This window comes from Streptomyces sp. NPDC001732 (genome assembly GCF_053596315.1).
The window spans coordinates 52196-77245 of record NZ_JBSFFY010000024.1 but is presented as its reverse complement, the minus strand read 5'-3'; the positions used below and the strand labels follow the sequence as shown (position 1 = coordinate 77245).

The window sequence follows — 25050 nt, the reverse complement described above, 5'->3', positions numbered from 1 at the left end:
CGGCGCCGCGCCCGAGCGACCGCCCGGTGCCGTGCACGCCCGACCGTCCGGCGGCGGGTCGGGCAGCCGCTGCCCCCGACCGGGGCCGCGGAGTGGAAATCCTCGTCCGACCAGGGTGTTCGCCCGGGTGGCGGGAGCGGTGGCGGGCTACCCCATAGGATTGGGCCAAAACCGCACACCAACCCCTGAGGATCGCTGCATGCCTGGCATCACGCGCGAGGAGGTCGCCCACCTCGCCCGGCTGGCGCGTCTGGAGCTGAAGGGCGAAGAGCTCGATCACTTCGCCGGTCAGCTCGACGACATCATCGGCGCGGTCGCCCGCGTCTCCGAGGTCGCCGACCAAGACGTACCGCCGACCTCCCACCCGCTGCCGCTGACCAACGTCATGCGCGCGGACGAGGTCCGTCCGTCGCTCACCCCCGAGCAGGCGCTCTCCGGCGCCCCGGCCCAGGAGCAGCAGCGTTTCAAGGTGCCGCAGATCCTGGGGGAGGACTAACAGCCATGACGGACCACAGCACCATCATCAAGCTCACCGCCGCCGAGATCGCCGCGAAGATCGCCTCCGGCGAGCTGACGGCCGTTCAGGTCACCGAGGCCCACCTCGCCCGGATCGACGCGGTCGACGAGAAGGTCCACGCCTTCCTGCACGTCGACCGCGAGGGCGCCCTCGCGCAGGCCCGCGCCGTCGACGCGAAGAAGGCGGCCGGCGAGAAGCTCGGCCCGCTGGCCGGTGTCCCGCTCGCGCTGAAGGACATCTTCACCACGAAGGACATGCCGACCACCGTCGGTTCCAAGATCCTCGAGGGCTGGATCCCGCCGTACGACGCGACCCTCACCCAGCGGCTGAAGGCCGCCGACGTCGTCATCCTCGGCAAGACCAACATGGACGAGTTCGCCATGGGGTCCTCCACCGAGAACAGCGCCTACGGCCCGACCGGCAACCCGTGGGACCTCACCCGCATCCCCGGCGGTTCCGGCGGTGGCTCCTCGGCCGCCCTCGCCTCGTACGAGGCCCCGCTCGCCATCGGCACGGACACCGGCGGCTCCATCCGCCAGCCCGCCGCAGTCACCGGCACCGTCGGCGTCAAGCCCACCTACGGCGGTGTCTCCCGCTACGGCATGGTGGCGTTCTCCAGCTCCCTGGACCAGGGCGGGCCCTGCGCCCGCACCGTCCTGGACGCCGCCCTGCTGCACGAGGCGATCGCCGGGCACGACCCGATGGACTCCACGTCCATCGACGCGCCGGTCCCGCCGGTCGTCGAGGCCGCCCGCAACGGCAGCGTCGAGGGCATGCGCGTCGGCGTCGTCAAGCAGTTCGCCGGAGAGGGCTACCAGGCCGGCGTCGTCCAGCGGTTCAACGAGTCGGTCGAGCTGCTGAAGTCGCTCGGCGCCACGGTCGTCGAGCTGGACTGCCCGACCTTCGACCTGGCCCTGTCGGCGTACTACCTGATCGCGCCGTCCGAGTGCTCCTCCAACCTGGCCCGCTTCGACGCCATGCGCTACGGCCTGCGGGTCGGCGACGACGGCACGAAGTCCGCCGAGGAGGTCACCGCGCTCACCCGCGAGGCCGGCTTCGGCGACGAGGTCAAGCGCCGCGTCATCCTCGGCACGTACGCCCTCAGCTCCGGCTACTACGACGCGTACTACGGCTCGGCGCAGAAGGTCCGCACCCTCATCACCCGGGAATTCGAGAAGGCCTTCGAGCAGGTCGACGTCATCGTCTCCCCGACGACGCCCACCACCGCCTTCCCGATCGGCGAGCGCGCCGACGACCCGATGGCGATGTACCTCGCGGACCTGTGCACCATTCCGACCAACCTCGCGGGCAACGCGGCCATGTCGCTGCCCTGCGGCCTGGCCTCCGAGGACGGACTGCCGGTCGGACTGCAGATCATCGCCCCCGCCATGAAGGACGACCGGCTGTACAAGGTCGGAGCCGCCGTCGAGGCCGCCTTCGTGGAAAAGTGGGGACACCCACTGCTGGAGGAGGCTCCGTCACTGTGAGTGCACTGACCAAGGCCAAGGGCTTCAAGAAGTCCAAGACCGGTACGTACCTGTCCATCGGCACCACCGCCTTCGGGGCGGTCGGCGTGCTCAAGCAGGCCAAGAAGGCGCGTTCCGAACACGACACGCTCCGACTGATCGACGCCGTTGTCTCCGCCGCCGCCATCGCCACGGGCATCGCCCTGCTGCTGCGCGAGCTCAAGCGCATCGGCGATGACGACGTACTGCTGGGCTGAGAGGGAAGTTTCACCGTGACTGTCACCGACCTGGTGTCGTACGAGGACGCGCTCGCGTCCTACGACCCCGTCATGGGCCTGGAGGTCCATGTCGAGCTCGGCACCAAGACCAAGATGTTCTGCGGCTGCTCCACCGAGCTCAAGCAGGACGCCAACTCCCAGACCTGCCCGGTCTGCCTCGGCCTGCCCGGCGCCCTGCCGGTCGTCAACGAGATCGGCGTGGAGTCCGCCATCAAGATCGGCCTCGCGCTGAACTGCGAGATCGCCGAGTGGTGCCGCTTCGCCCGGAAGAACTACTTCTATCCGGACATGCCGAAGAACTTCCAGACCTCCCAGTACGACGAGCCGATCGCCCACGACGGCTATCTGGACGTCCAGCTGGAGGACGGGGAGGTCTTCCGGGTCCACATCGAGCGCGCCCACATGGAGGAGGACACCGGCAAGTCGACCCACGTCGGCGGTGCCACCGGCCGTATCCACGGCGCGTCCCACTCCCTGCTCGACTACAACCGCGCGGGCATCCCGCTCATCGAGATCGTCACCAAGCCGATCGAGGGCGCGGGCGCCCGCGCCCCCGAGGTCGCCAAGGCGTACGTCGCCGAGCTCCGTGAGCTCATCAGGGCGCTCGGCGTCTCCGAGGCCCGGATGGAGATGGGCCAGATGCGCTGCGACGTCAACCTGTCGCTGCGCCCCAACGGGACCGAGACCTTCGGCACCCGCTCCGAGACGAAGAACGTGAACTCGCTGCGTTCCGTCGAGCGCGCCGCCCGCTTCGAGATCCAGCGCCACGCCGCGGTGCTGTCCTCCGGCGGCACGATCGTGCAGGAGACCCGGCACTTCCACGAGGAGGACGGCTCCACCACGGCCGGCCGCATCAAGGACAACGCCGAGGACTACCGCTACTTCCCCGAGCCCGACCTCGTGCCGGTCGCCCCGGCCCGGGAATGGGTCGAGGAGCTCCGCAAGGGGCTGCCCGAGCTGCCCCGGCTGCGCCGCAAGCGGCTCAAGGAGGAGTGGGGCGTCTCCGAGCACGACATGCAGTCCATCCTCAACGCCGGCGCGGTCGACCTGATCGTTGCCACGACCGAGGCGGGCGCCCCCTCGGACCAGGCCCGCAAGTGGTGGATGGGCGAGCTGGCCCGCAACGCCAACGAGACCGGCCGCGGCCTCGACGAGCTGCCCATCACCCCGGCGCAGGTCGCCAGGGTGGCCGAGCTCGTCGCCTCGGGCGACCTCAACGACAAGCTGGCCCGTCAGGTCATCGAGGGCGTCCTCGCGGGCGAGGGCGACCCGGACACCGTCGTCGAGAAGCGCGGCCTGAAGGTCGTCTCCGACGAGGGCGCGCTGTCCACGGCCGTGGACGAGGCCATCGCGGCCAACGCGGCCATCGCGGACAAGATCCGCGGCGGCAAGGTCGCGGCGGCGGGCGCGCTCGTCGGCGCGGTCATGAAGGCCACCCGCGGCCAGGCGGACGCGGCCCGCGTGCGCGAGCTGATCCTGGAGAAGCTCGGCGTCGAGGGCTGAGCCGCCCGGGTCCCGGCCGTTCCGTACGGCCGGGACGGTTGTTCCGCAGTACGTCCCGAAGGGGCGGTGCACACCGATCGCGGGTGCGCCGCCCCTTTCTGCGGGCCTGCCTCCTGGGGCTGCCTCCCGGGCGTGCCGAGAGGGCTGCCGAGGGGCGGTCGCGGTTGGACTTCCCTGCCGACCTGTTGGACGTTCACCACGGAGCCGTACGGAATCCTTCCCCGCGCCACCCGGCTTGACTAGCTTCCCGGCTGAAACGACAGGACTCGGGAGGCCCATCTTGACCACGGACATTTCACGGCGACGGCTCTTCGCGCTCGGCGGCGGCGCACTCGGTGCCGCGGCGGCGGGGTCGTTGCTTCCGCCGTCGCTGCAGGCCGCGATCGCCGCGCAGCCGGCACCCACGGCGGGGTCCGGCGGCCGGGACGGGCTCGGAGCGATCAAGCACGTGGTGATCCTGATGCAGGAGAACCGTTCCTTCGACCATTACTTCGGAACGCTCCGGGGCGTACGCGGCTTCGGCGACCGCAACGCCGTCGAGCTGCCGTCCGGCAGGCCGGTCTTCGAGCAGCCCGCCCCGCTGGGCGGCTCCGTGCTGCCGTTCCCGGTGCGGGACGCCGCAAAGGCGCAGCAGAAGGACCTCCAGTACATCGGGGCCCTCGACCACTCCTGGAGCGGCGGCGGCAAGGCGTGGGCCGGGGGGTGGATGAACGGCTGGGTGAGCGCGAAGACGGCCGCCACCATGGCGTACTACGACCGCCGGGACATCCCGCTGCACTACGAACTCGCCGACACCTTCACGGTCTGCGACGCCTACCACTCCTCCATCCACACCTCCACCAGCCCCAACCGCAACCACCTGTGGAGCGGGAAGACGGGCAACGAGCCGAGCGGCAAGCGGGCCGTCGGCAACGACGCGTACGACGAGGGCACGCACCCCGGGTACGACTGGGGCACGTACGCGGAGCGGCTGGAGAAGGCCGGGCGCAGCTGGCGCACGTACACCGAGTGGGAGAACTTCACCGACAACCAGATCGAGTTCTTCGCCACCTTCAAGGCGGTCGCCCGCAAGGCGCTGTCGAGGACCGGCGGCCACACGTACATGGAGTCGTTCTACTCCGCGATACGCGACGCCGACGACGCGGAGCGGCAGCGGCTGTTCGGGCTGCTGGAGGAGGGCGTCGCCACCCTCGACAAGACCGAGCGCAGCCTCTTCGAGCGGGCGCTGCGCCGGGTGGAGACCGGGAAGCTGGCCGAGGAGTTCGCCAAGGACGTGGCGGCGGGCACCCTGCCCGAGGTCTCGTACCTGGTGCCGTCGGCCGTCGACTCCGAGCACCCGAGCGTGTCCTCGCCGATCCACAGCGCGACGATCGTCTACAAGGTCCTGGACGCGCTGGGCAGGCACCCCGAGGTGTGGCGGCACACCGCCGTCCTCATCAACTACGACGAGAACGACGGCTTCTTCGACCACGTGCCGCCGCCGGTCGCGCCGCCCGAGGTGGCCGAGGAGCGGTGGGAGGGCAAGCCCACCGGGCTCGGGATCCGGGTGCCGCTGCTGGTCGTGTCGCCGTGGACGGTGGGCGGCTACGTCTGCTCCGAGGTCTTCGACCACACCTCCGTGATCCGGTTCCTGGAGCGCTGGACCGGGGTGGCGGAGCCCAACATCAGCCAGTGGCGGCGCACCGTCACCGGCGACCTGACCTCCGCCTTCGACTTCCGGCGCGGGCGGCGCAGGCCCGACGTGGAGCAGCCGGCCGCCATCCCGCCGTTCAGCGGGCGCTGGTCGCCGAAGCCGCCGGCCGTGCAGCAGATGCCCGCGCAGGAGCCCGGCACCCGCCCGGCCCGCCCGCTGCCGTACCAGCCGGACGCGCAGGCGAGGCTGGTGGACGGTGCGATACGGGTGGACCTCAGCAACACGGGCCGCTCGTCCGCCCACTTCGCGCTGTACCCGTACGCGGGCGAGTTCCCCGTACCGCAGCACCGGGACGTACGGGGCACGGACCGGTGGACGGTGCCGCTCGCCGGTGACGCGTACCGCTTCACGGTGACGGGGCCGAACGGCTTCCGGCGCGAGTTCGCCGGGCCCGCCAAGGACGGTGCGTCGGCCGGGGCCGAGGTCGCCTCGCGGATCGACGCCCACGAACGGGACCTGCACCTCACCCTGCGCAACACGGGCAGCACGGTGCTCACCTTCGTCGTACGGCCGCTGGGCTACGTCGACGAGGCGGACCTGCGGGGCTGGACCAGGACCGTCGAGGTCAAGCCGGGGCGCAGCCGCACCGTGGTGCACTCGGCGGCCGACGCGCACGGCTGGTACGACCTGGCCGTCACCGTCGAGGGGGACGACGCCTTCCGGCGCCGCCTGATGGGGCACATCGAGAACGGCCGGGCGAGCGTCTCGGGCTGATCCGGACGACGGGGCGCCGGTCCGGACCACGGACGACGGGCTCCGGGCTCCGGGCCCCGGCCCCCGACGGCGGGGCGCCGACGCCGACGACCGGCGCGACGCCCCGCCGGAGGCCCGTGCGACCTCGGAAGCCCGTGGTGAGTCCCGTGTCCCGTGAGGCCCGTGTGAGTCTCAGTGAGCCCCGTGTGAGTAAGGACACGAAAGAGGCAAAGGATCACGTTTGGCTGCCAGAGTGACAGTTCTAAGGTCATGCGCTCTTTGCGGATAAATCATGCTTCGTCTCCTGTCGAAGAGCCACGAACCGGCAGGGAGCACGTCCGTTGGCCGCCATCGCCCGCTGGTGCATCAGGCACCGTCTCATCGCCGTTCTCATCTGGCTCCTCGCCCTCGGCGGAGCAGCCACCGCGGCGGGATTCGCGGGTTCCGCGTATTCCAACAACTACGAGGTGCCCGGCACCGAGTCCGGCCGGGCCACCGAACTCCTCAAGAGCGGCTTCACCGATCTCGGCGGGGACACGGACACCATCGTCTGGCACACCACCGACTCCACCGTGCGGGCCGACGACGTCCGCCAGACGATGACCCGGACCCTGCACGCCGTCGAGGGACTGCCCGGTGTCGGCACGGTCACCGGACCCTACGGGGCCTCCGGCGGCGCGCAGATCAGCGCGGACGGGCACACCGCCTACGCCACGGTCACCTTCGACCGGCAGGTCGACGACATCCCGGTGCACCAGGCGAAGGCCCTCGTCGACACCGCGAAGGCGGCGGCCGGCGAGCACCTCCAAGTGGAGGTGGGCGGCTCGGTGGCCGCCCTCACCGAAGCGCCGTCCGCCCACCTCAGCGAGGCCGTCGGCGTCGTCGTCGCGGCGGTCGTCCTGTTCCTCGCCTTCGGTTCGCTCGCCGCCAGCCTGCTGCCCATCGCCACCGCCCTCGTCTCCGTCGGCACGGCCTACGCGGGCATCGTGCTGCTCGGCCACCTGATGACCGTCGCCGACTTCGCCCCCATGCTGGGCATGCTGATCGGGCTCGGCGTCGGCATCGACTACGCCCTGTTCATCGTCACCCGGCACCGCAGAGGACTGCGCCGGGGACTGACGGTCACCGAGGCGGCGCAGGACGCCGTCGCGACGACCGGCCGGGCCGTGGTCTTCGCCGGGGCCACCGTCTGCATCGCCCTGCTCGGCATGTTGATCCTGCGCCTCGGCTTCCTCAACGGCGTGGCGATCGCCGCCTCGCTCACCGTCGTCCTGACCGTGGCCGCGTCCGTGACCCTGCTCCCCGCCCTGCTGTCCTTCATCGGGACGCGGGCCCTGAGCCGGCGCGAGCGGCGCAGACTCGCCGAGCACGGGCCGCAGCCCGAGCTGCCCACCGGTTTCGCCGCCCGCTGGTCCGCCTTCGTCGAACGCCACCCCAAGCTGCTCGGCGGGGTCGCCGCCGTGGTGATGCTGGTCCTGGCCCTGCCCACCTTCTCGCTCCACCTGGGCAGCGCCGACCAGGGCAACAACCCCGCCTCCTCCACCACCCGGCAGGCGTACGACCTGCTGGCCGACGGCTTCGGGCCGGGGGTCAACGGGCCGCTGACGATCGTCGCCCGGCTGGACGGCGCGGACGACCGGCTGGCGATGGACGGCCTGCCCGCCACGCTGCGGGGCACCGAGGACGTGGCCTCGGTCGGCCCGGTCACGTACAGCGCCGACGGCGACACGGCCTTCGTCACCGTCGTACCGAAGACGTCACCGCAGTCGGAGCGGACCAGTGAGCTCGTGGACCGGCTGCGCACGGAGGTGCTGCCACAGACGGCGCAGAACACTTCGCTCCGGGCCCACGTCGGGGGCGTGACCGCCGGGTACGACGACTTCGCCCGGATCATCGTCGGCAAGCTCCCGCTCTTCGTCGGCGCCGTCACGGGGCTCGGCTGCCTGCTCCTGCTGCTGGCCTTCCGGTCGATCGGCATTCCGCTGAAGGCCGCGGCGATGAACGTGGCCGCCGTGGCCTCCTCGTTCGGGGTCGTCGTCGCGGTCTTCCAGTGGGGGTGGGGGAGCGAACTGCTGGGCCTGGGCAGCGCGGGACCCATCGAACCGTTCCTGCCGGTGATCATGGTGTCCGTGCTCTTCGGACTGTCCATGGACTACCAGGTGTTCCTGGTGGGGCGGATGTACGAGGAGTGGCTGGAGACCGGCGACAACCGGCGGGCCGTCCGGGTCGGCCTCGCCGAGACCGGCCGGGTGATCAACTCCGCGGCCGTGATCATGATTTCGGTCTTCCTCGCGTTCGTCCTCAGCGGGGACCGGGTCATCGCGATGTTCGGCATCGCGCTCGCCGTCGCCGTCGCCCTGGACGCCTTCGTCCTGCGCACCCTGCTGGTCCCGGCCCTGATGCACCTGCTGGGCGGGGCGAACTGGTGGCTGCCGCGCCGACTGGACCGGCTGCTGCCGCGGATCAGCATCGAGCCGCCCGGGAAACCGGCGCCGCATGCGAAGATCCCGCAGGCGGCACGACCGGCCGAGGACGGGGCGGTGGGGGCCGCGAAGACGATGTGAGCGGTACGAGAAGGAGCATGATGTTCGCGGTATACCTGGGCGACGACGGAGCGGAGCTGCGTCCGCTGGAGATCTGGCAGGCGCAGGAGTTCCTGACCCACATGGACCGGGCCCGGGAACTCGTCGATCCCTGGATTCCCTTCGCCTCCTTCGCCACCGACCTGGAGTCGGCGCGCGCCCTGCTCCGGCGGTACGCGGAGAAGCAGGCGGCCGACACGGGCCGGCTCTACGGCATCTGGCTGGACGGCACGCTCGTCGGCGGTGTCCTGTTCCGGATCTTCGACGCGGAGTCGGGGAACTGCGAGATCGGCTGCTGGCTCGAACCGGCGGCGCAGGGGCGCGGCCTGATCACCCGGGCGTCGCGGAAGCTGATCGACTGGGCGGTGCACGAGCGCGGCATGCACCGCGTGGAGTGGATCGCCTCCGCCGCGAACCGGCGCAGCGTCGCCGTGGCCGAGCGGCTCGGCATGAAGCGGGACGGGGTCCTGCGCGAGAGCTACCTGTACCGGGGCGAGCGGCACGACTCGGAGATCTGGTCCGTGCTGGCCCACGAGTGGCGGGCGCGGAAGGACTGAGAGCGGAGGCGCGGCGTACCGTCGAACGGGCGCCGCGCCCCTGCGCACCACTTCCGCCGGGCTTCCCGCGCCCTCCCTGCCCTCCGCGCCCTCTACGCCCCGGGGCCGAAGCTGGCCGGTGTGTACTTGCTCTGGTGTTCGCGGTACGAACGGGCGAGGTGGTGCTGGAGCCGGACGTGGCGGAACTGGTACACCGCGCCGGTCTGGCGCAGCACGCCCCGGCGGTAGGCGTCGTCCAGGAAGGCCACCGTGTCCCAGGGCAGCTTGCCGGTCAGAGGCAGCCACACCCGCGACAGGACCAGCCACCGCCCCCAGGCGGTGAACGAGAGCGCGTACGAGCACGTGCCGCCGAGCCCGCCGATGGCGCCGATGGTGAGCCCGTCCTCCGCCTTCCAGGACAGTGGGCCGAGGATTCCGTCGAGCAGACCGGTGAACAGGTACCCGCCGACCGCGATCGTCGTGGTGAGCATCGGCACCAGTACGAGAACCTGCCGGACCACCGTCGCGCGGTTCGAGGCCAGCAGACCGGCCGGGGTGGCCGCGGAGGTGACGTCCAGCGGTGCTTCGAGCGCGGCCATGATCCCGAAGACGAGTCCGGCGCCCGCCCCGAAGATCAGTCCGAGAACCAGCATGTTGATGAGCGTGCCCTTGATCACCATCTCGTTCGTGATCGGGATTCCGTAGAACAGCCAGCGCTGGAGGGCGAGGGCGGACGCGCATCCGACGCCCATCACGGATCCGCCCAGCAGAACGGCGCCGAACCGGGCGGTGAACGTACGGACCGGTCTGCGGCCGACGCCGGTGCCCGCACCGGGCAGCCGCAGCCGCACATGGGCCGGTTCGAAGACCGTGGTGCCGAACCGGGCCAGGATCGCGTGGACGCACCCGAAGGCGAGACCGGCGGCCACCCCCAGCAGACCGCCCAGGAGGAGGCCCTGGCCGATCGGGAACGGCAGGTTGATCAGGTTGATGAGCCACTCGGAGAGGGCGACGCAGAGCGCCGACGACACCACCACCGACAACAGGCGCGTGGACATCCGCAGTGAATCGCCGATCCGCCACCACGCGAGGTCCTGCTGGTCGCGGTCGAGCCGGGCCAGATGGTGGGCGAGATGGCCGAGCCAGTGCTCGGCGCGCTCCGGATCGCGGTGCCGCTCCCGGTGGCCGGTGGCGCTCCGCTCGGTGACGCGGCGCCGGTAGACCGTCGGTACGAAGCCCGCCAGCAGATGCTCTTCGAGGGAGTTCTCGTCGGGGAAGAGCTCGGTGTCCAGCAGTTCGGCCGGATCCCTGTCGGGTGCCTCGCTGTACATCGTCCGCGCCAGGATGATCATGAGCGGGGTGCTCAGGACCCTGGCCAGAGGGGCGGCCTCCCCGCCCTCCTGGGCGCGCAGCCGGGCCAGTACGGCGGTCCAGACCGCTGTGCTCTCGCCGTCGCCGCGGGGGACCGGCCGGGCCGTCCGGGGCAGGTAGGCGACGAGGTCGTCGAGGGTGAGATCGGTCAGTTCGAGACCGGCGGCCCAGACCAGTGGGGCCCCGGCCTCCTGGACGGCCTCGGCGAACTCGTCGCGCCGACTGGTCAGGACGAGCGGGAGCGAGGTGGAGTTGAGAACTTCGAGGGCCGTACTCCGCAGACCTTCCGCGATCTCGTCGAAGCCGTCCAGGACCGGCAGCACGAGATCCGCGTCGACCAGCGCGGTGGCCAGCGTCGACCCGTCGGGGGCCCGGCGGGTGAGATGCGGGTGGTCACGCACCAGCCGGTCGATCAGCCAGTCCCGCAGCGCGACGGCCGTGGGATCCCAGGAGCCGATGCTGAAGACCACCGGCACCCGCTCGTGCGGCTCCCGGGCCTCCAGCTGGTCCAGGACGAACCTGATCGTCAGGATCGACTTGCCGGACCCCGCCCGGCCGAGAACCACCAGCCGCCCGGACAGGACGCGCCGGTAGACCTCGGCCACACTGCCCAGATCGCCGCTCAGATCCATGTGGTCCGGCGTCGCGCCCGGCGGCAGACGCTGAATGTTCTCCGAATGGTCGGTCAGGGACTCGGGCGCGTCCTGCCAGCGCACCGGAAGCGGAAAGGGATCGTGGACCCGGCGGTGCTCCTCCTCGCGCTGCCAACGACGCCTGATCTCCTGCGCCAATTCATCGGCGGCGGCGACGAGAGTGCTGCGGAAAGGCGAGACGAAGCGCTCGGGGCCGGATTTCCGGCCGGGCGCCGGACCGGGCTCCGGACCGGGTTCTTGGCTGGAATCCGGTCCGGAACTCTGCGCGGGGACGGAAATGGGGGCGGTTGCGGGAACGGTCGCGGGTACGGGCATGGGTGTGGCCGCGGAACCCGACGTAGAACTCGACGCGGAATTCGGTACGGAATCCGATGCGGGATTCGTGCCGGAACGACTGCCGGCCGCTCCGGGGGCGTTCCCGGCCGTTCCGGGCGCCCCGGAATCCTCCGCGTTCTGCGTTCCCGTGAGCATGGCCACAAGTCTCTGGCGGTCCTCGGGCCCCGCCCCCAGGGCGTCCGCCAGCAGGTTCACCGTGCCCAGCCGGTGATCGCTGGATCTGCCGGTCTCCAGTCTGCGGATGGTGCGCACGCTCACTCCGGACCGTTCCGCCGTCTGTTCCTGCGTCAGCCCCGACCGGGTGCGCAGCCGACGCAACAACGTGCCCAGCTGATCCGCCACTTCGACATCCCCTCCAGCACCGAGCGCGGTCGGCCATGAGCCTACCGTGACGACCGGTCATATATGGCCGGTCGCATGGCCTGTCCCCTGAGCAGCGCGAACGCCACGATCAGTGGTGCCCGGTCGGTGCGCCGACGCGGGGCGGCGCACTTCGCAGGACCTCCGAGAAGCAGATGGCGCACGTGGCCGGCCGACGACGGAACGTCGGTGGACCGTGGCGGACCGCAGGGCCGAACCGGCCCCGGCACCGGACCTGATCGCCTCTCATGAATTCCTCCTGCCACGACATATGAGGAGTTGACATGTCATATCGGTTCTGGTGTGGCGAATGCGGTTTCAAGACGCCATGGCTCAGCGAGTCCCAGGGCGAGAAGCGTCAGCTGGAGCACTACGAGAAGCAGCACCCCGGAATTCTCCCTGGCGGCCACGTGGAGGCCAACCGGAAGGACCCGGAAGGCGGTGGATGTCTTTCGGTGCTGGGAATCATCGTCCTTTTGCTGATCATCGCCGCCGCGTGCCAGCGCTGAGCCGGGTCCGGGGCCCTGGCCCCGCCCGTGCCCGCGCGGCGACGAACCCGTGGAACCCGCCGCCCCGGACGGCAAAGGAACGTAATCCGGACGACAACGGAACGTCGTCCGGGCGGCATTCGGAACGAACTCGACCGAACAGCTGGAATGACCGGCCAACTGAGAGGGACAGAAAAGAAAATGAGCATGCGTGATGTTTCCGCGGCCCGTATCCCGACGGGCACGGAGAACGCGGGCGCCGACGGCGCGGCCCGGTGCCCCTCGCCGACGCGCAGGCCCCGGCGCTGGCTGCTGCCGGTGGCCACCGCGGCCTGCCTGCTGATGACCGGTGTCGGCACGGCGACCGCCGCCGCCCCGGCCGCCGGCTCCACCACCACCGGCTCCTCGACCACTGCCCAGACCCCGGCCGACATCCTGCAGGCCGGGGCCCAGCAGGGGATCGCCGACGGATACCCGGGCGTGATCGGCATGGTCCGGCAGGGCGACACCACCCAGTACGTGCACGCGGGGGTCGGCAACCGCGCGACCAAGGTGCCCGCGGACCCGAAGGCCAAGTTCCGGATCGGTAGCAACACCAAGGCGTTCATCTCCACCGTGCTGCTCCAGCTGGAGGGCGAGAAGCGGCTCTCGCTGGACGACACCGTCGCCCGATGGCTGCCGGGGGCGGTCGCCGCCAACGGCTACGACGGCTCGAAGATCACGATCCGCCAGCTGCTCAACCACACCTCGGGCCTGCCCGACTACCTCGGCTCCCTGCAGATCAACGGGCCGTACTTCCTCAACACCAATCCGAGGCAGGTTTTCCCGCCGCAGTCCCTGGTCGACGTCGCCCTCGGCATGCGCGCGCCGACAAGCGCGCCGGGCGAGAAGTTCGGCTACTCCAACACCAACTACGTGCTCGCCGGCATGGTGATCAAGGCCGTCACCGGCTCGGAACCGGCCGTGGAGGTCCAGCGGCGCATCATCGAGCCCCTCGGCCTGCGCGACACCGACTTCCCCACCGCCGACCCCGCCCTCTACGGCAACCACCTCAACGGCTACGTGATCCGGGCGATCCTGATCGACGACGCCACGGTCTCCAACGTGCAGGTCACCGGGAGCGCCGGTGCCATGGTGTCGACCATGGACGACCTCGCCACGTTCTCCAGGGCGCTGCTGACCGGAAAGCTCCTGGAACCCGCGCAGATGGCCGAGCTCAAGACCACCGTCCCCGTGACCGCCGACGTCGGCTACGGGTTGGGCATCGAGCACATGAAGCTGTCCTGCGGGAAGTGGGCCTGGGGGCACAACGGCGCGGTGCTCGGCTACTTCAGCGAGTGGCTGAGCAGCGAGGACGGCACCGAGCAGGTGGTGCACGCGAACAACGAGTTCCATCTGCTCGGCGGTACGCCGGGGCAGACCCACACGTTCAAGGCCATGACGGACGCGTTCTGCGCGCTCTGAACACCGGGGCCGGAAGGGAGCTTCCCGCGCGGCCGGATCGATGAGACGACACGACCCGGCCGCGCGGGCCGGCCCCGACCCGGCCGCCCCCACCCACCCGCGAGAGCCACCCGCTCTCGGAGAGGACATCAGATGAGAACGCAGCCGACCACCTGGCGAGCCCGGACGCGAACGGCCGTCGCCGCCGCCGCGCTGACCATGACCGCGGCCCTCGCGGCCCCGCTCGCGCACGCCGAGGGCGCCGCCCCGCCGGTGCTGTCCGACGGATTCGGCCTGACCCAGGTCGCCGGGGGAACCGAGGTGCACTCGGACACCGACTTCACCATCACCGTGACCACTTCGCAGGTGGCCGGGCCGCACAGGATCCGCATCTTCCTGCCCAGCGGCTACCGCTCCGAGCCCGGCAAGCGCTGGCCGGTGGCGTACTTCCTGCACGGCGGGCCCGGAAATCCGGACGACGCCGCGGCCGTCCCGGCGCTGCGCTCGGACTCGATGATCACCGTGGTGCCGGACGGCGGCCGCAAGGGCTGGTACGCCGACTGGCTCATGCAGAACACCGCCGAGGGCGCGGCGAACTGGGAGACCTTCCACCTGAAGCAGGTCGTTCCCTTCATCGACGCGAACCTGCGCACCATCGCCGACCGGGACCACCGGGCCGTCGTCGGCCTGTCGATGGGCGGCTTCGGCGCCCTGCACTACGGCGAGGCCCGCCCCGACCTCTTCGGCCATGTCGCCTCGCTGTCCGGCGGCATCGACTTCGGTATGGCGGAGGTCCGCGCGGCGGTTCTGGCCACGGAACTCAACATCACGGGCGCCTGGTGCGCCGTGAGTTCCTCCACCCCGCCCGGCACCGGCAAGTGCACCGGTTACGGGCCCATCGTCGACAGCGACGCGATCTTCGGCTCCCCCTACCCGGTGTTCGACGCGGACCGGGTCTGGAAGGCGGTCGACCCGGCCGCCCCGGTCAACCTGGCCAAGCTCGCCGGAACCGACGTCACGCTCTACACCGGCGACAACGACCCGATCGACCACTTCACCGCGATCGCCGCCAGGAACGTCAAGGCCCGCATGGACAAGCTCGGCCTGAACAGCCGGTTCGTCGACTACGGCAACGGCTCGTCGCTGTCTCCCACATGCAACGGCGGCCACAACTACGGCTGCTGGGCACCCGCCGTCGCCGACTACGTCCCCCCGCTCCAGGACGCCTTCGACCGGGCCGGCTGAACGGCCCGGAGGAGGTGACGGGCACGCGTCACGTGCGCGGGCCCGTCGCCCCCGGCCCGAAACCGGAACCCGGGCCGGAACCGGAACCCGGGCCGGAACCGGGGCCCGGAGCGACGCCGGGGCCGGCAGCAGGGTCCGATCCGGGATCGGGGGAGGGATCGGGCCCCGGGCCGGGGGCGGGACCGGGGTCTTCCGGGGCGGCTTCCGCCCCGGAAGACCCCTTTTCCCGCGCGCCGGGGGTGCCGGACGGCCGGACGGTGACCTTGCCCGAGGCCAGGTCTATCGGCCCGCGCCCCGGATCGCCGATGCCGAGGTCCACCCGGGACAGCTCCAGCCGCTTCTGCTCCTCGGCGGTGTGCTTGCGGCCCGGCGAGAAGAGTTCCTCGAAGAAGTTGAACACTGGTCGCACGCCCCTTCCCTGCCGCAGCCGCTATCGCACCTCCAGCACCAGGATCCTGTCGTCTCCCGGCTTGGGGGTGCCACGGCTGTCCGTATTGCTCGTGACGAGCCAGAGCTTGTCGCCGCCCGCGGCGAGCACGGTGCGCAGACGGCCGTACTTCTTCTCCAGGAACGCCTGCGGGGCCGCCAGGGGTTCCCTGCTCTCCGTACCGGACAGCGGAATCCGCCACAGCCGCTCACCACGCAGGCTTGCCATCCAGATCGAACCCTCGACGAAGGCGATCCCGCTCGGGGACGCCTCGGACGGCTTCCACTGCGCCACGGGATCGACGAACCCCTTCCTGCCCGCCCTGCCCTCGACCTCAGGCCAGCCGTAGTTCCCGCCCGGCACGATCCGGTTCAGCTCGTCCCAGGTGTCCTGCCCGAACTCCGACGCCCACAACTGCTTGTGCCCGTCCCAGGCCAGCCCCTCCACATTGCGGTGCCCGTACGAATACACCACGGAGTCGGCCTCGGGATTGCCGTGCAGCGGCTGCCCGTCCGGGGTCATCCGCAGGATCTTGCCGGCCAGCGACTTCCGGTCCTGCGCGAGACCGCCGTCCCCCGTCTCGCCGGTCCCCGCGTACAGCATGTGGTCCGGGCCGAAGGCGATCCGGCCGCCGTTGTGGATCGAGCCCTTGGGGATGCCGCGCAGGATCGTGTCCGGCGCGCCCAGCAGCCGGCCCGGTGTCGTGCCGTCCTCGTCGTACTGCATCCGGGCGATGCGGTTGTCGGACTCGGTCGTGAAGTACGCGTACACCAGATGGTCCGAGTCGTACGTGGGGGAGACCGCGATCCCCAGCAGCCCGCCCTCACCGGCGGGCGCCACCCCGGGCACGGAGCCCAGCAGGGTCTTCTTCCCGCTCTTCGCGTCGACGCGGGTGATCGTGCCCTTGTCGCGCGAGGAGACCAGCAGATCGCCGTCGGGCAGCTCCGCCAGGCCCCAGGGCGAATCCAGGCCCTCGGTGAGCGTGGAGACCACCTTCACCGAACCCTTCGCGGGCGGCAGGGAGGCCGTGGCGGACGGGGAGGAGGGGGCGGACGGGGCGGACGGGGCGGCCGACGGCGTCCGGCCGACGCCCGCCGTGCCGCCGGAACCGTCACCGGAGCACCCCGCGGTCAGCACCAGCGAACCGGCGGCCAGCGCGGCCAGCGCCCCCCGCCGCACCGCCCCGCGGCACGGGCCCCGACGCCGCCCACGGGGCCCCGTCGCGCCCCGTACAGATCCCAACAGAACACCGCGCACAGAACCGATCCCTTCGACGGACACCTGACCACTCCTCAAACACCGTCGCCCCGTTATCGGTTCCGGTGCCCGTCGATTCTGCCCGGACCTTTCGTCCGGGGCATGCCGGACTCAGTCCCACGACCCCTGGGCTTCAGGCAGCCGGGCGATCTCCGCCAGGTCCCGCGCGGTCAGCTCCAGCCCGGCCGCCCCCGCGTTCTCCACCGCCCAGCGTTCCTGCTTCGTCCCCGGCACCGGCACCACGTGCGGGCCCTGCCGCAGCACCCAGGCCAGCGCCACCTGCGCGGCGGTCGCCCCGTGCCGTTCGGCGACCCGCCGCAGCCCGACCACCACCGGCTGGTTCGCCGCCATCATCTCCGCGGTGAACCGGGGATGCCGGGCCCGCAGGTCGTCCGGCTCGAAGCCCTGCCCCGGCGTGAGCGTGCCCGTCAGATAACCGTTCCCAAGCGGCATGGCCGCCAGCAGCCCCACGCCCCGCGCCGAGCACCACGGAAGCAGGGCGTCCAGCGGCTCCGGGGACCAGACCGAGAACTCCGCCTGCACCGCGCTCACCGGGAAGACCTGCTGCACCCGCTCCAGCTGACGGATCGTTTCGTCGTACATCCGCGCGCCCGGCCGCCGCGAAGCCCGCGCCCCGACGGCGCAGAGCCCGAGCGCCCGCACCTTGCCGGCGGTCACCAGCTCCGCCATCGCGCCCCAGGTCTCCTCGACCGGCACCTCGGGATCGGCCCGGTGCAGCTGGTACAGATCGATCACATCGGTCTGCAACCGGCGCAGCGAGGCGTCGCAGGCCCGCCGCACATAGCCGGGACGGCCGTTGGCCACGATGTGCTGGTCACCCACCAGCAGCCCGCACTTGGTGGAGACGAACGCGTCGGACCGACGGCCCTTCAACGCCCGCCCCACCAGCAGCTCATTGGTGAAGGGGCCGTACATGTCGGCGGTGTCGAGCAGTTGCACCCCCGCGTCCAGCGCCGCGTGCACCGCCCGCAACGCACGGTCACCACGTCGTTGTGACGCGCTGTACGCCCAGCTCATCGGCATGCAGCCGAGACCGATCGCCCCCACGGCGAGCGCCGCCGCACCGAGACTCCTGCGCTCCAACTCCCCGTACCCTCCCTGGGCCCCGCCACCGGACCGCCGTCCGTCACGGACGCCCGGCGCTTCCCCGAGCTCCCGGCTCCGTCAGGGCAGGGGAGACCCCTGTCCCGGCCCCGGAACTCCCCGGCGCCCCGCGACCGCGCGCCGGACGCCGCGCGGCGTCCCTGCGGGCGACGACGGCAGTTCGACGACCGGGTTCGTGTCCCGCGATCACGGGACCACACCGCACCCAAAGTAACCTCTGCCGCCCACCGCTCCTCGCGCAGCCTCCACCGACCGGCTCCCCGGGAGGGGCACTAGCCTCCTGACCATGACTCCGACGAAGACTTCCGACGTGACGAGAACCCCCGACGTGTGGCTGCCGTTCCCCGCCGACGAGATCGACGGACTTCCCGAGGGGTTCAACTACCGGTTCTGGGACGGGAGCCCGGAGTACCCCGCCGACCCGGCCGACTGCGTCTTCTACGTGGTGCCGTACATGAAGGGTTCGGAAGTCTCGGTCCGTCCGCTCGGCGGCATGGCGTCGGTCCGGGTCGTGCAGACACTCACCGCCGGCATCGACCACGTCGAACCCGGCCTCGGCCTGCTCCCCGCCGGGGTGCGGCTGTGCAACGCCAAGGGGGTCCACGAGGCGTCGACCGCCGAGCTCGCCCTCACCCTGATCCTGGCCTCCCTGCGCGGCATCCCCCGCTTCGTGCACGGTCAGGACGAGGAGGAGTGGCGGTCGGGCTTCTACCCCGCGCTCGCCGACAAGTCCGTGCTGATCGTGGGGTACGGATCGATCGGCTCCGCCATCGAGGACCGGCTCGCGCCCTTCGAGTGCGCGCGGGTGGCGCGCGTCGCGCGCTCCGCGCGGACGACCGCACGCGGCCCCGTGCACTCGCTCGACGATCTGCCCGAACTCCTGCCCGAGGCCGATGTCGTCGTGCTGTCCACCCCGCTGAACCCGTCCACGCAGGGACTGGCGGGAGCCGGCTTCCTCGCCGCGATGCGGGACGGGGCGCTGCTCGTGAACGTCGCACGCGGTGGCGTCGTGGACACCGCGGCCCTGCTGGCCGAACTGGAGTCCGGTCGGCTGCGGGCAGCCCTCGACGTCACCGATCCGGAACCGCTGCCCGCCGGCCATCCCCTCTGGCATGCTCCCCATGTCCTGATCACGCCCCACGTCGGCGGCAGCACATCGGCGTTCCTGCCGCGCGCCAGGCGCCTGATGGCCGGGCAGCTGAACCGGTTCGCCACGGGCGAGCCGCTGCGGAACGTCGTACGCACCACCGGCTGACCACGTTGCGGATCCCAGTCACTGCGCAGCGTGCCGACAACACCCTGGTTCGTCACGGAGAGTAGAGGAGCTATGTCCCTGAGTGACGACTCTGGTGTATCGTCCCGAAAGGGGCGCCACGTCGTGGAAGGGACGGCGCCGGGGAGGACGCGACACACGAGGGGGGCGACGGGCGATGCACGGCCGATGGGCGGACGATCCGACACCACGGAGCAGTCGACGAGGACCGGCGGGGTGCCGGGTGCGGGCGCACCCGACGGCATCGGGGTCGCCCCGGTGAGCGCGCCGGCAGGCGCCCTCGGCGCGCTCCTCTCCCGCCGGTCGGCCGCGTACGGCCCCTCCGCCCTGGTCTGGCAGCTCCTGCTCGGCCTCGTCTGCGCCGGTTATGCCGTGGGGGCGGCCCTCGGCTGGGGCTCGCGCCGACTGTCGCTCATCATGGGGGACTTCGGCCTCAGTGCGGTCGCGTTGATCGCGGCCGTCTCCTGCTTCCTCTACGCCCGCGCCGCCGGCAGCCGGTTCCGGCCGGCCTGGCTGCTGTTCTCGTTCTCCTCGCTCATGGCCTCCGGGGGCAACGCGGTCTGGGGCTGGTACGAGGTCGTGCTCGGGCGTGCGGTACCCACTCCCTCCCTGGCGGACGCCCTCTTCCTCTGCTTCGCGCCGCCCGCCATCGTCGGGCTGCTCGTCCTCGCCAAACGCCCCGTCACCAGAGCCGGCTGGGTCTGCCTCGCGCTGGACTCCTGGCTGATCGGCGGCTCGCTCCTCACGCTCTCCTGGAGCCTCGCCCTCGCCCATACCGCCCACCTGGTGGACGCCGAGGGCACGAGCGTGGCCCGCGCGGCGCTCTCGCTGGCCTACCCGCTGCTCGACATCGTGCTGGTCTCCATGGTGCTCGCGCTGCACTTCCGGCGGGTCGGCGCCGACCGCTCCGCGGTGAACACCGCCGTGGCCGCGCTCGCCGTGACGGTGCTGTCCGACGCCCTGTTCACTTCGCCGCTGCTGCGCCAGAGCTACCACTCCGGCCAGCTGCTGGACGCGGGCTGGTTCGCCGGTTCCGTGCTCCTCGCATACGCCCCCTGGGGCGCCAACAGGGCGGCGGACAACGCTGTCCTGCCGCGAAAGGAGCCGCATTCCGACGGCCGCCCCGTCGCGGGTTCGCTGGCCGCGCTGACGCCGTACCTCGCCGCCGCCGTCTGCACCCTCGGCATCCTCTACAACGTCATCGAGGGCCGCCGGGTGGACCGCGTCGTGGTCCTCACCGGCTGCGCGGTGGTGCTCGCCCTGGTGGTCCGGCAGGGCATCATGCTCGTCGACAACATCGCCCTCACCCAGGAGCTGGCGCAGAAGGAGAACCACTTCCGCTCCCTGGTGCAGGGCTCCAGCGACGTCATCATGATCGCCGCCCCCACCGGTGTCCTGCGCTACGTCAGTCCCGCCGCCGCCGGGGTGTACGGGCGCGACGCCGACGAGCTGATCGGGGCCGAGCTCTCCTCGATCATCCATCCGGAAGACCTGGGACGGGTGATCCACGAAGTGCGCCGGTTCCTCGCCGCCCCACCGAGCCAGGAACCCACCACCCGCATCGAATGCCGCTTCCGCTCGGGCACGGGCGACTGGCTCAACGTCGAGTCCACCGTCAACCGCCACCAGGGCGGGCTGATCCTCAACAGCCGCGACGTCACCGAACGGGTGCGGCTGCAGGCCCAGTTGCAGCACAACGCCGAGCACGACCCGCTCACCGACCTGCCCAACCGCGCCCTGTTCACCAAGCGGGTCCGCCAGGCCCTCGGCGGCCGACGGGCCGGCGACCCGGGCACGGCCGTGCTCTTCATCGACCTCGACGGCTTCAAGTCGGTCAACGACCGCCTCGGCCACCAGGCGGGCGACGAACTCCTCGTCCAGGCCGCCCACCGCCTCCACGAATCCGTCCGGTCCGGCGACACCGCGGCCCGCCTCGGCGGCGACGAGTTCGCGGCGATCATCCTGGGCGACGGCACCCGCGACCAGGCAGCCCGGGAGTGCCAGGTCCACGAGATCGCCGACCGGCTGCGCGTCACCCTCTCCCAGCCGTACCGGATCGGTGCCGGGGACGTCCGGGTCGCCGCGTCCATCGGGGTCGCCTTCGCCGAGCCCGGCATCAGCCCCAGCGACCTCATGCGCAACGCCGACCTCGCCATGTACCGCGCCAAGGCGGGCGGCAAGAACCGCGTCGAGCTGTACGCCCCACAGATGCAGGCCGAGGTCGTGCGCCGCTCCGAGCTGACGGCCCGGCTGCGCACCGCCCTGCGCGACGGCGAGTTCGCCCTGCTCCACCAGCCCGTCGTGCACCTCGCCAGCGGCACGGTCGCCGCCGTCGCCGCCCAGGCCCGCTGGCGCTCCGCCCAGGGCATCCTGTTCACCCCGGCCGAATTCCTCCGCGTCGCCGAGGACGGCGACCGCACCGCCGAACTCGGCCGCTGGCTCCTCGAAGAGGCCGTCGCCCAGGCCGCCGAGCGGGCGAGAGAGGGGCACCCGGTTCCCGTGGCCGTGCGGCTCTCCGCCCGCAGGCTCCTCGACAAGGGGCTCCCGTACAGCTCCGTCGAGGCGCTGCTCACCCGGCACGGACTGCCCTCCGGGGCCCTGATGATCGAAGTGGCCGACAGCGACCCCCGGATCTCCTTCGACGAACTGGAGCAACGTCTCGTGGCCCTGCGCCGCCTCGGTGTCCGCATCGCGCTCGACGGTTTCGGCAGCGGCTACGCCGCGATCAACGCCCTGCGCCGGCTCCCCATCGACGTACTGAAACTGGACCGCGGCCTCGTGGAGGGCGTCGTGGAGTCCGCCCGGCTGCACAAGATCACCAGCGGCCTCCTGCGCATCGCCTGCGATCTCGGCATGCAGTCCGTGGCCGACGGAGTGGACATGCCGGAACAGGTCCTCGCGCTGCGTGCCATGGGCTGCACGCACGGCCAGGGGATGGCCTTCTCCGGCCCGCTCGACGAGTACCGGCTGCGCCGTGCCCTGGCCCGCGGCGAGTTCCCGGTGCCCGGCGGCAGCGGCGCCGCGCGCCCGGTCCTGGCCGGGGGCCCCGCCCCCCGTGCAGGCGGTTCACATATTGAGACGGCCATCCCACCCACTTGACATGTCGAGTGCGTCGGAGAGAGGGTCATTGCCATGCGCACCCGAATTCTCGTACTTGGAAAGCGCGTCGGCTGAAGCAGAGTCCCTCGCTCGACACTCTGCAGGACCCCACCGACGCGCTCCCCTCGCTTGCCTCACGGCACGAGGGGTTTTTTGTTGCACCGACCCAGGCAAAACGTCTCAAAAAACCCGCACGAACCCTCAGCTTCGAGAAGAGAATGCCGATGACCGAGCAGGCCACCGGGGCCCACCACCCCCAGCCGCGGGCCCGTAACGGCGGATCCCCCGCCGCCACCGTCGAGCACGTCACGGGCGCGCAGTCCCTCGTCCGCTCCCTGGAGGAAGTGGGCGCCGACACGGTATTCGGCATTCCCGGCGGCGCCATCCTCCCGGCGTACGACCCGATGATGGACTCCACCCGGGTCCGCCACGTCCTGGTCCGCCACGAGCAGGGCGCCGGACACGCCGCCACCGGCTACGCCCAGGCGACCGGCAAGGTCGGTGTCTGCATGGCCACCTCGGGCCCCGGCGCCACCAACCTGGTCACCCCGATCGCGGACGCCCACATGGACTCCGTCCCGCTGGTCGCGATCACCGGCCAGGTCGCCTCCAGCGCCATCGGGACGGACGCCTTCCAGGAAGCCGACATCTGCGGCATCACCATGCCGGTCACCAAGCACAACTTCCTGGTCACCAGGGCCGAGGACATCCCGCACACGATCGCCGAGGCGTTCCACATCGCCTCCACCGGCCGTCCGGGCCCGGTCCTCGTCGACATCGCCAAGGACGCCCTCCAGGCGCGGACCACGTTCAGCTGGCCGCCCACCCAGGACCTGCCCGGCTACCGCCCGGTCACCAAGCCGCACGCCAAGCAGATCCGCGAGGCCGCCAAGCTGATCACCCAGGCCAAGCGGCCGGTGCTGTACGTCGGCGGCGGCGTCATCAAGGCGGGGGCCACCGCCGAGCTGAAGGTCCTCGCGGAGCTCACCCAAGCGCCCGTCACCACCACACTGATGGCGCTCGGCGCATTCCCCGACAGCCACCCGCTGCACGTCGGAATGCCGGGCATGCACGGTGCGGTCACCGCCGTCACCGCGCTGCAGAAGGCCGACCTGATCGTCGCCGTCGGAGCCCGTTTCGACGACCGCGTCACCGGCAAGCTGGACAGCTTCGCCCCGTACGCCAAGATCGTCCACGCCGACATCGACCCGGCCGAGATCGGCAAGAACCGCGCCGCCGACGTCCCGATCGTGGGCGACGCCCGCGAGGTCCTGGCCGACCTGGTCCAGGCCGTCCAGGCCGAGCACACCGACGGCCATGTCGGTGACTACGACGCATGGTGGAAGGACCTCAACCGCTGGCGCGACACCTACCCGCTCGGCTACGACCTGCCCGAGGACGGCAGCCTCTCGCCGCAGCAGGTCATCCAGCGCATCGGACAGCTCGCCCCCGAGGGCACGATCTTCGCGGCGGGCGTCGGCCAGCACCAGATGTGGGCCTCGCACTTCATCCAGTACGAGCAGCCCGCCACCTGGCTGAACTCCGGCGGCGCCGGAACGATGGGGTACGCGGTCCCGGCCGCGATGGGCGCCAAGGCCGGCATGCCGGACCGCACGGTCTGGGCGATCGACGGCGACGGCTGCTTCCAGATGACCAACCAGGAACTCACCACCTGCGCGCTCAACAACATCCCGATCAAGGTCGCGATCATCAACAACGGCGCGCTCGGGATGGTCCGCCAGTGGCAGACCCTGTTCTACAACCAGCGGTACTCCAACACCGTCCTGCACTCCGGCGCCGACACCGAGGGCGTCCCGGCGAAGGGCACCCGCGTCCCGGACTTCGTCAAGCTGTCCGAGGCCATGGGCTGCCACGCGATCCGCTGCGAGGACCCGGCCGACCTGGACAAGGTCATCGAAGAGGCCAACTCCATCAACGACCGCCCCGTCGTGATCGACTTCATCGTCCACGAGGACGCCATGGTGTGGCCGATGGTCGCCGCGGGCACCTCGAACGACGAGGTCATGGCCGCCCGCGGGGTCCGCCCCGACTTCGGCGACAACGAAGACGACTGAGAGACAGAGAGAGACCGACTCCATGTCCACCAAGCACACGCTCTCCGTCCTGGTCGAGAACAAGCCCGGTGTCCTCGCCCGGATCACCGCCCTGTTCTCCCGCCGCGGCTTCAACATCGACTCGCTCGCGGTCGGTACCACCGAACACCCCGACATCTCCCGCATCACCATCGTCGTGAGTGTCGAGGACCTGCCCCTGGAGCAGGTGACCAAACAGCTCAACAAGCTGGTCAACGTCCTGAAGATCGTCGAACTCGAGCCGTCGGCTGCGATCCAGCGCGAGCTCGTCCTGGTGAAGGTCCGCGCCGACAACGAGACCCGCTCCCAGATCGTCGAGATCGTCAAGCTGTTCCGGGCCAAGACCGTGGACGTCTCCCCCGAGGCCGTCACGATCGAGGCGACCGGCGGCGCCGACAAGCTGGAGGCCATGCTCAAGATGCTGGAGCAGTACGGCATCAAGGAGCTGGTCCAGTCGGGCACCATCGCCATAGGGCGCGGCGCGCGCTCGATCACCGACCGCTCGTTGCGCGCCCTCGACCGTACGGCGTAGGACCTGTCCGCCGGACAGGTCCTGAACCCGCCGCCTCGCCGCCCGGATGGCGAGACCCGAAAACGCACCCGACGCACCCC

At 71.2% G+C, this 25050-nt stretch carries 18 protein-coding genes; 14 read left to right on the top strand and 4 right to left on the bottom strand.

The window, feature by feature from the left end; translation table 11 throughout:
* The first annotated feature begins 199 nt into the window (after nt 1–199).
* From gatC to ACWCXX_RS22850, 7 genes are all read left to right on the top strand, one after another.
* Complete coding sequence (gatC, locus tag ACWCXX_RS22880; RefSeq protein ID WP_015036350.1) at nt 200–496, top strand: Asp-tRNA(Asn)/Glu-tRNA(Gln) amidotransferase subunit GatC; 297 nt, start codon at nt 200–202, stop codon at nt 494–496.
* 5 nt (nt 497–501) lie between these two features.
* Nucleotides 502–2004 carry an Asp-tRNA(Asn)/Glu-tRNA(Gln) amidotransferase subunit GatA gene (gatA, locus tag ACWCXX_RS22875; RefSeq protein WP_451130000.1) on the top strand — a complete coding sequence of 501 codons (1503 nt, stop codon included), beginning with the start codon at nt 502–504 and terminating at the stop codon, nt 2002–2004.
* Nucleotides 2001–2240, top strand: a complete 240-nt coding sequence (locus tag ACWCXX_RS22870; RefSeq protein ID WP_451129998.1) for a hypothetical protein — start codon at nt 2001–2003, stop codon at nt 2238–2240. The genes gatA and ACWCXX_RS22870 overlap by 4 nt, the downstream gene beginning before the upstream one ends.
* 15 nt (nt 2241–2255) lie before the next feature.
* On the top strand, nt 2256–3764 hold the full coding sequence (gene gatB, locus ACWCXX_RS22865) for an Asp-tRNA(Asn)/Glu-tRNA(Gln) amidotransferase subunit GatB (protein WP_451129996.1): 1509 nt from the start codon (nt 2256–2258) through the stop codon (nt 3762–3764).
* Between the two features lie 280 nt (nt 3765–4044).
* Entirely contained in the window at nt 4045–6171 is a 2127-nt protein-coding gene (locus ACWCXX_RS22860) for a phosphocholine-specific phospholipase C (protein WP_451129994.1), read from the top strand.
* A 320-nt stretch (nt 6172–6491) separates the two neighbouring features.
* A complete protein-coding gene (locus tag ACWCXX_RS22855) occupies nt 6492–8714 on the top strand; it encodes an MMPL family transporter (protein ID WP_451129992.1) in 2223 nt (740 codons plus the stop codon).
* A gap of 20 nt (nt 8715–8734) precedes the next feature.
* Nucleotides 8735–9289 (top strand): GNAT family N-acetyltransferase, encoded by a 555-nt coding sequence (locus tag ACWCXX_RS22850; RefSeq protein ID WP_451130062.1) that lies wholly within the window; start codon nt 8735–8737, stop codon nt 9287–9289.
* A 92-nt stretch (nt 9290–9381) separates the two neighbouring features.
* Here ACWCXX_RS22850 and ACWCXX_RS22845 read toward each other — a convergent pair whose 3' ends face one another.
* The gene (locus ACWCXX_RS22845; protein ID WP_451129990.1) at nt 9382–11970 is read right to left on the bottom strand and encodes a helix-turn-helix domain-containing protein; all 2589 of its coding nucleotides are present in this window, start codon (nt 11968–11970) and stop codon (nt 9382–9384) included.
* 302 nt (nt 11971–12272) lie between these two features.
* Between ACWCXX_RS22845 and ACWCXX_RS22840 the strand changes: the two genes are divergently transcribed.
* The 3 genes from ACWCXX_RS22840 (at nt 12273) to ACWCXX_RS22830 (ending at nt 15164) form a co-directional block, all read left to right on the top strand.
* Nucleotides 12273–12497 (top strand): hypothetical protein, encoded by a 225-nt coding sequence (locus ACWCXX_RS22840; protein ID WP_451129988.1) that lies wholly within the window; start codon nt 12273–12275, stop codon nt 12495–12497.
* 186 nt (nt 12498–12683) lie between these two features.
* On the top strand, nt 12684–13940 hold the full coding sequence (locus tag ACWCXX_RS22835; RefSeq protein ID WP_451129986.1) for a serine hydrolase domain-containing protein: 1257 nt from the start codon (nt 12684–12686) through the stop codon (nt 13938–13940).
* 132 nt (nt 13941–14072) lie between these two features.
* Nucleotides 14073–15164 (top strand): alpha/beta hydrolase, encoded by a 1092-nt coding sequence (locus ACWCXX_RS22830; protein ID WP_451129984.1) that lies wholly within the window; start codon nt 14073–14075, stop codon nt 15162–15164.
* A gap of 28 nt (nt 15165–15192) precedes the next feature.
* On the opposite strand, the gene ACWCXX_RS22825 is transcribed toward ACWCXX_RS22830, so the two are convergent.
* From ACWCXX_RS22825 to ACWCXX_RS22815, 3 genes are all read right to left on the bottom strand, one after another.
* Nucleotides 15193–15573, bottom strand: coding sequence for a DUF6191 domain-containing protein (locus ACWCXX_RS22825; protein WP_451129982.1), 381 nt, complete (start codon nt 15571–15573; stop codon nt 15193–15195).
* Between the two features lie 21 nt (nt 15574–15594).
* Nucleotides 15595–16755: a PQQ-dependent sugar dehydrogenase gene (locus ACWCXX_RS22820; RefSeq protein WP_451130060.1), complete on the bottom strand. Its 1161-nt coding sequence runs from the start codon at nt 16753–16755 to the stop codon at nt 15595–15597.
* A gap of 204 nt (nt 16756–16959) precedes the next feature.
* On the bottom strand, nt 16960–17916 hold the full coding sequence (locus ACWCXX_RS22815; RefSeq protein ID WP_451130058.1) for an aldo/keto reductase: 957 nt from the start codon (nt 17914–17916) through the stop codon (nt 16960–16962).
* Nucleotides 17917–18259: 343 nt separating this feature from the next.
* Here ACWCXX_RS22815 and ACWCXX_RS22810 point away from each other — a divergent pair, with 343 nt between their 5' ends.
* The 4 genes from ACWCXX_RS22810 (at nt 18260) to ilvN (ending at nt 24970) form a co-directional block, all read left to right on the top strand.
* On the top strand, nt 18260–19228 hold the full coding sequence (locus ACWCXX_RS22810) for a 2-hydroxyacid dehydrogenase (protein WP_451129980.1): 969 nt from the start codon (nt 18260–18262) through the stop codon (nt 19226–19228).
* 276 nt (nt 19229–19504) lie between these two features.
* Nucleotides 19505–22345, top strand: a complete 2841-nt coding sequence (locus ACWCXX_RS22805) for a putative bifunctional diguanylate cyclase/phosphodiesterase (RefSeq protein WP_451130056.1) — start codon at nt 19505–19507, stop codon at nt 22343–22345.
* Between the two features lie 218 nt (nt 22346–22563).
* Complete coding sequence (locus ACWCXX_RS22800; protein WP_451129978.1) at nt 22564–24420, top strand: acetolactate synthase large subunit; 1857 nt, start codon at nt 22564–22566, stop codon at nt 24418–24420.
* Between the two features lie 22 nt (nt 24421–24442).
* Entirely contained in the window at nt 24443–24970 is a 528-nt protein-coding gene (gene ilvN / locus ACWCXX_RS22795) for an acetolactate synthase small subunit (protein ID WP_148839397.1), read from the top strand.
* Nucleotides 24971–25050: the final 80 nt, after the last annotated feature.

Bases quoted from the DNA above. Each gene is read 5' to 3' on its own strand.
- gatC (WP_015036350.1), top strand. From the start codon at position 200: ATGCCTGGCATCACGCGCGAGGAGGTCGCCCACCTCGCCCGGCTGGCG.
- gatA (WP_451130000.1), top strand. From the start codon at position 502: ATGACGGACCACAGCACCATCATCAAGCTCACCGCCGCCGAGATCGCC.
- ACWCXX_RS22850 (WP_451130062.1), top strand. From the start codon at position 8,735: ATGTTCGCGGTATACCTGGGCGACGACGGAGCGGAGCTGCGTCCGCTG.
- ACWCXX_RS22840 (WP_451129988.1), top strand. From the start codon at position 12,273: ATGTCATATCGGTTCTGGTGTGGCGAATGCGGTTTCAAGACGCCATGG.
- ACWCXX_RS22835 (WP_451129986.1), top strand. From the start codon at position 12,684: ATGCGTGATGTTTCCGCGGCCCGTATCCCGACGGGCACGGAGAACGCG.
- ACWCXX_RS22830 (WP_451129984.1), top strand. From the start codon at position 14,073: ATGAGAACGCAGCCGACCACCTGGCGAGCCCGGACGCGAACGGCCGTC.
- ACWCXX_RS22810 (WP_451129980.1), top strand. From the start codon at position 18,260: ATGACTCCGACGAAGACTTCCGACGTGACGAGAACCCCCGACGTGTGG.
- ACWCXX_RS22800 (WP_451129978.1), top strand. From the start codon at position 22,564: ATGCCGATGACCGAGCAGGCCACCGGGGCCCACCACCCCCAGCCGCGG.
- ilvN (WP_148839397.1), top strand. From the start codon at position 24,443: ATGTCCACCAAGCACACGCTCTCCGTCCTGGTCGAGAACAAGCCCGGT.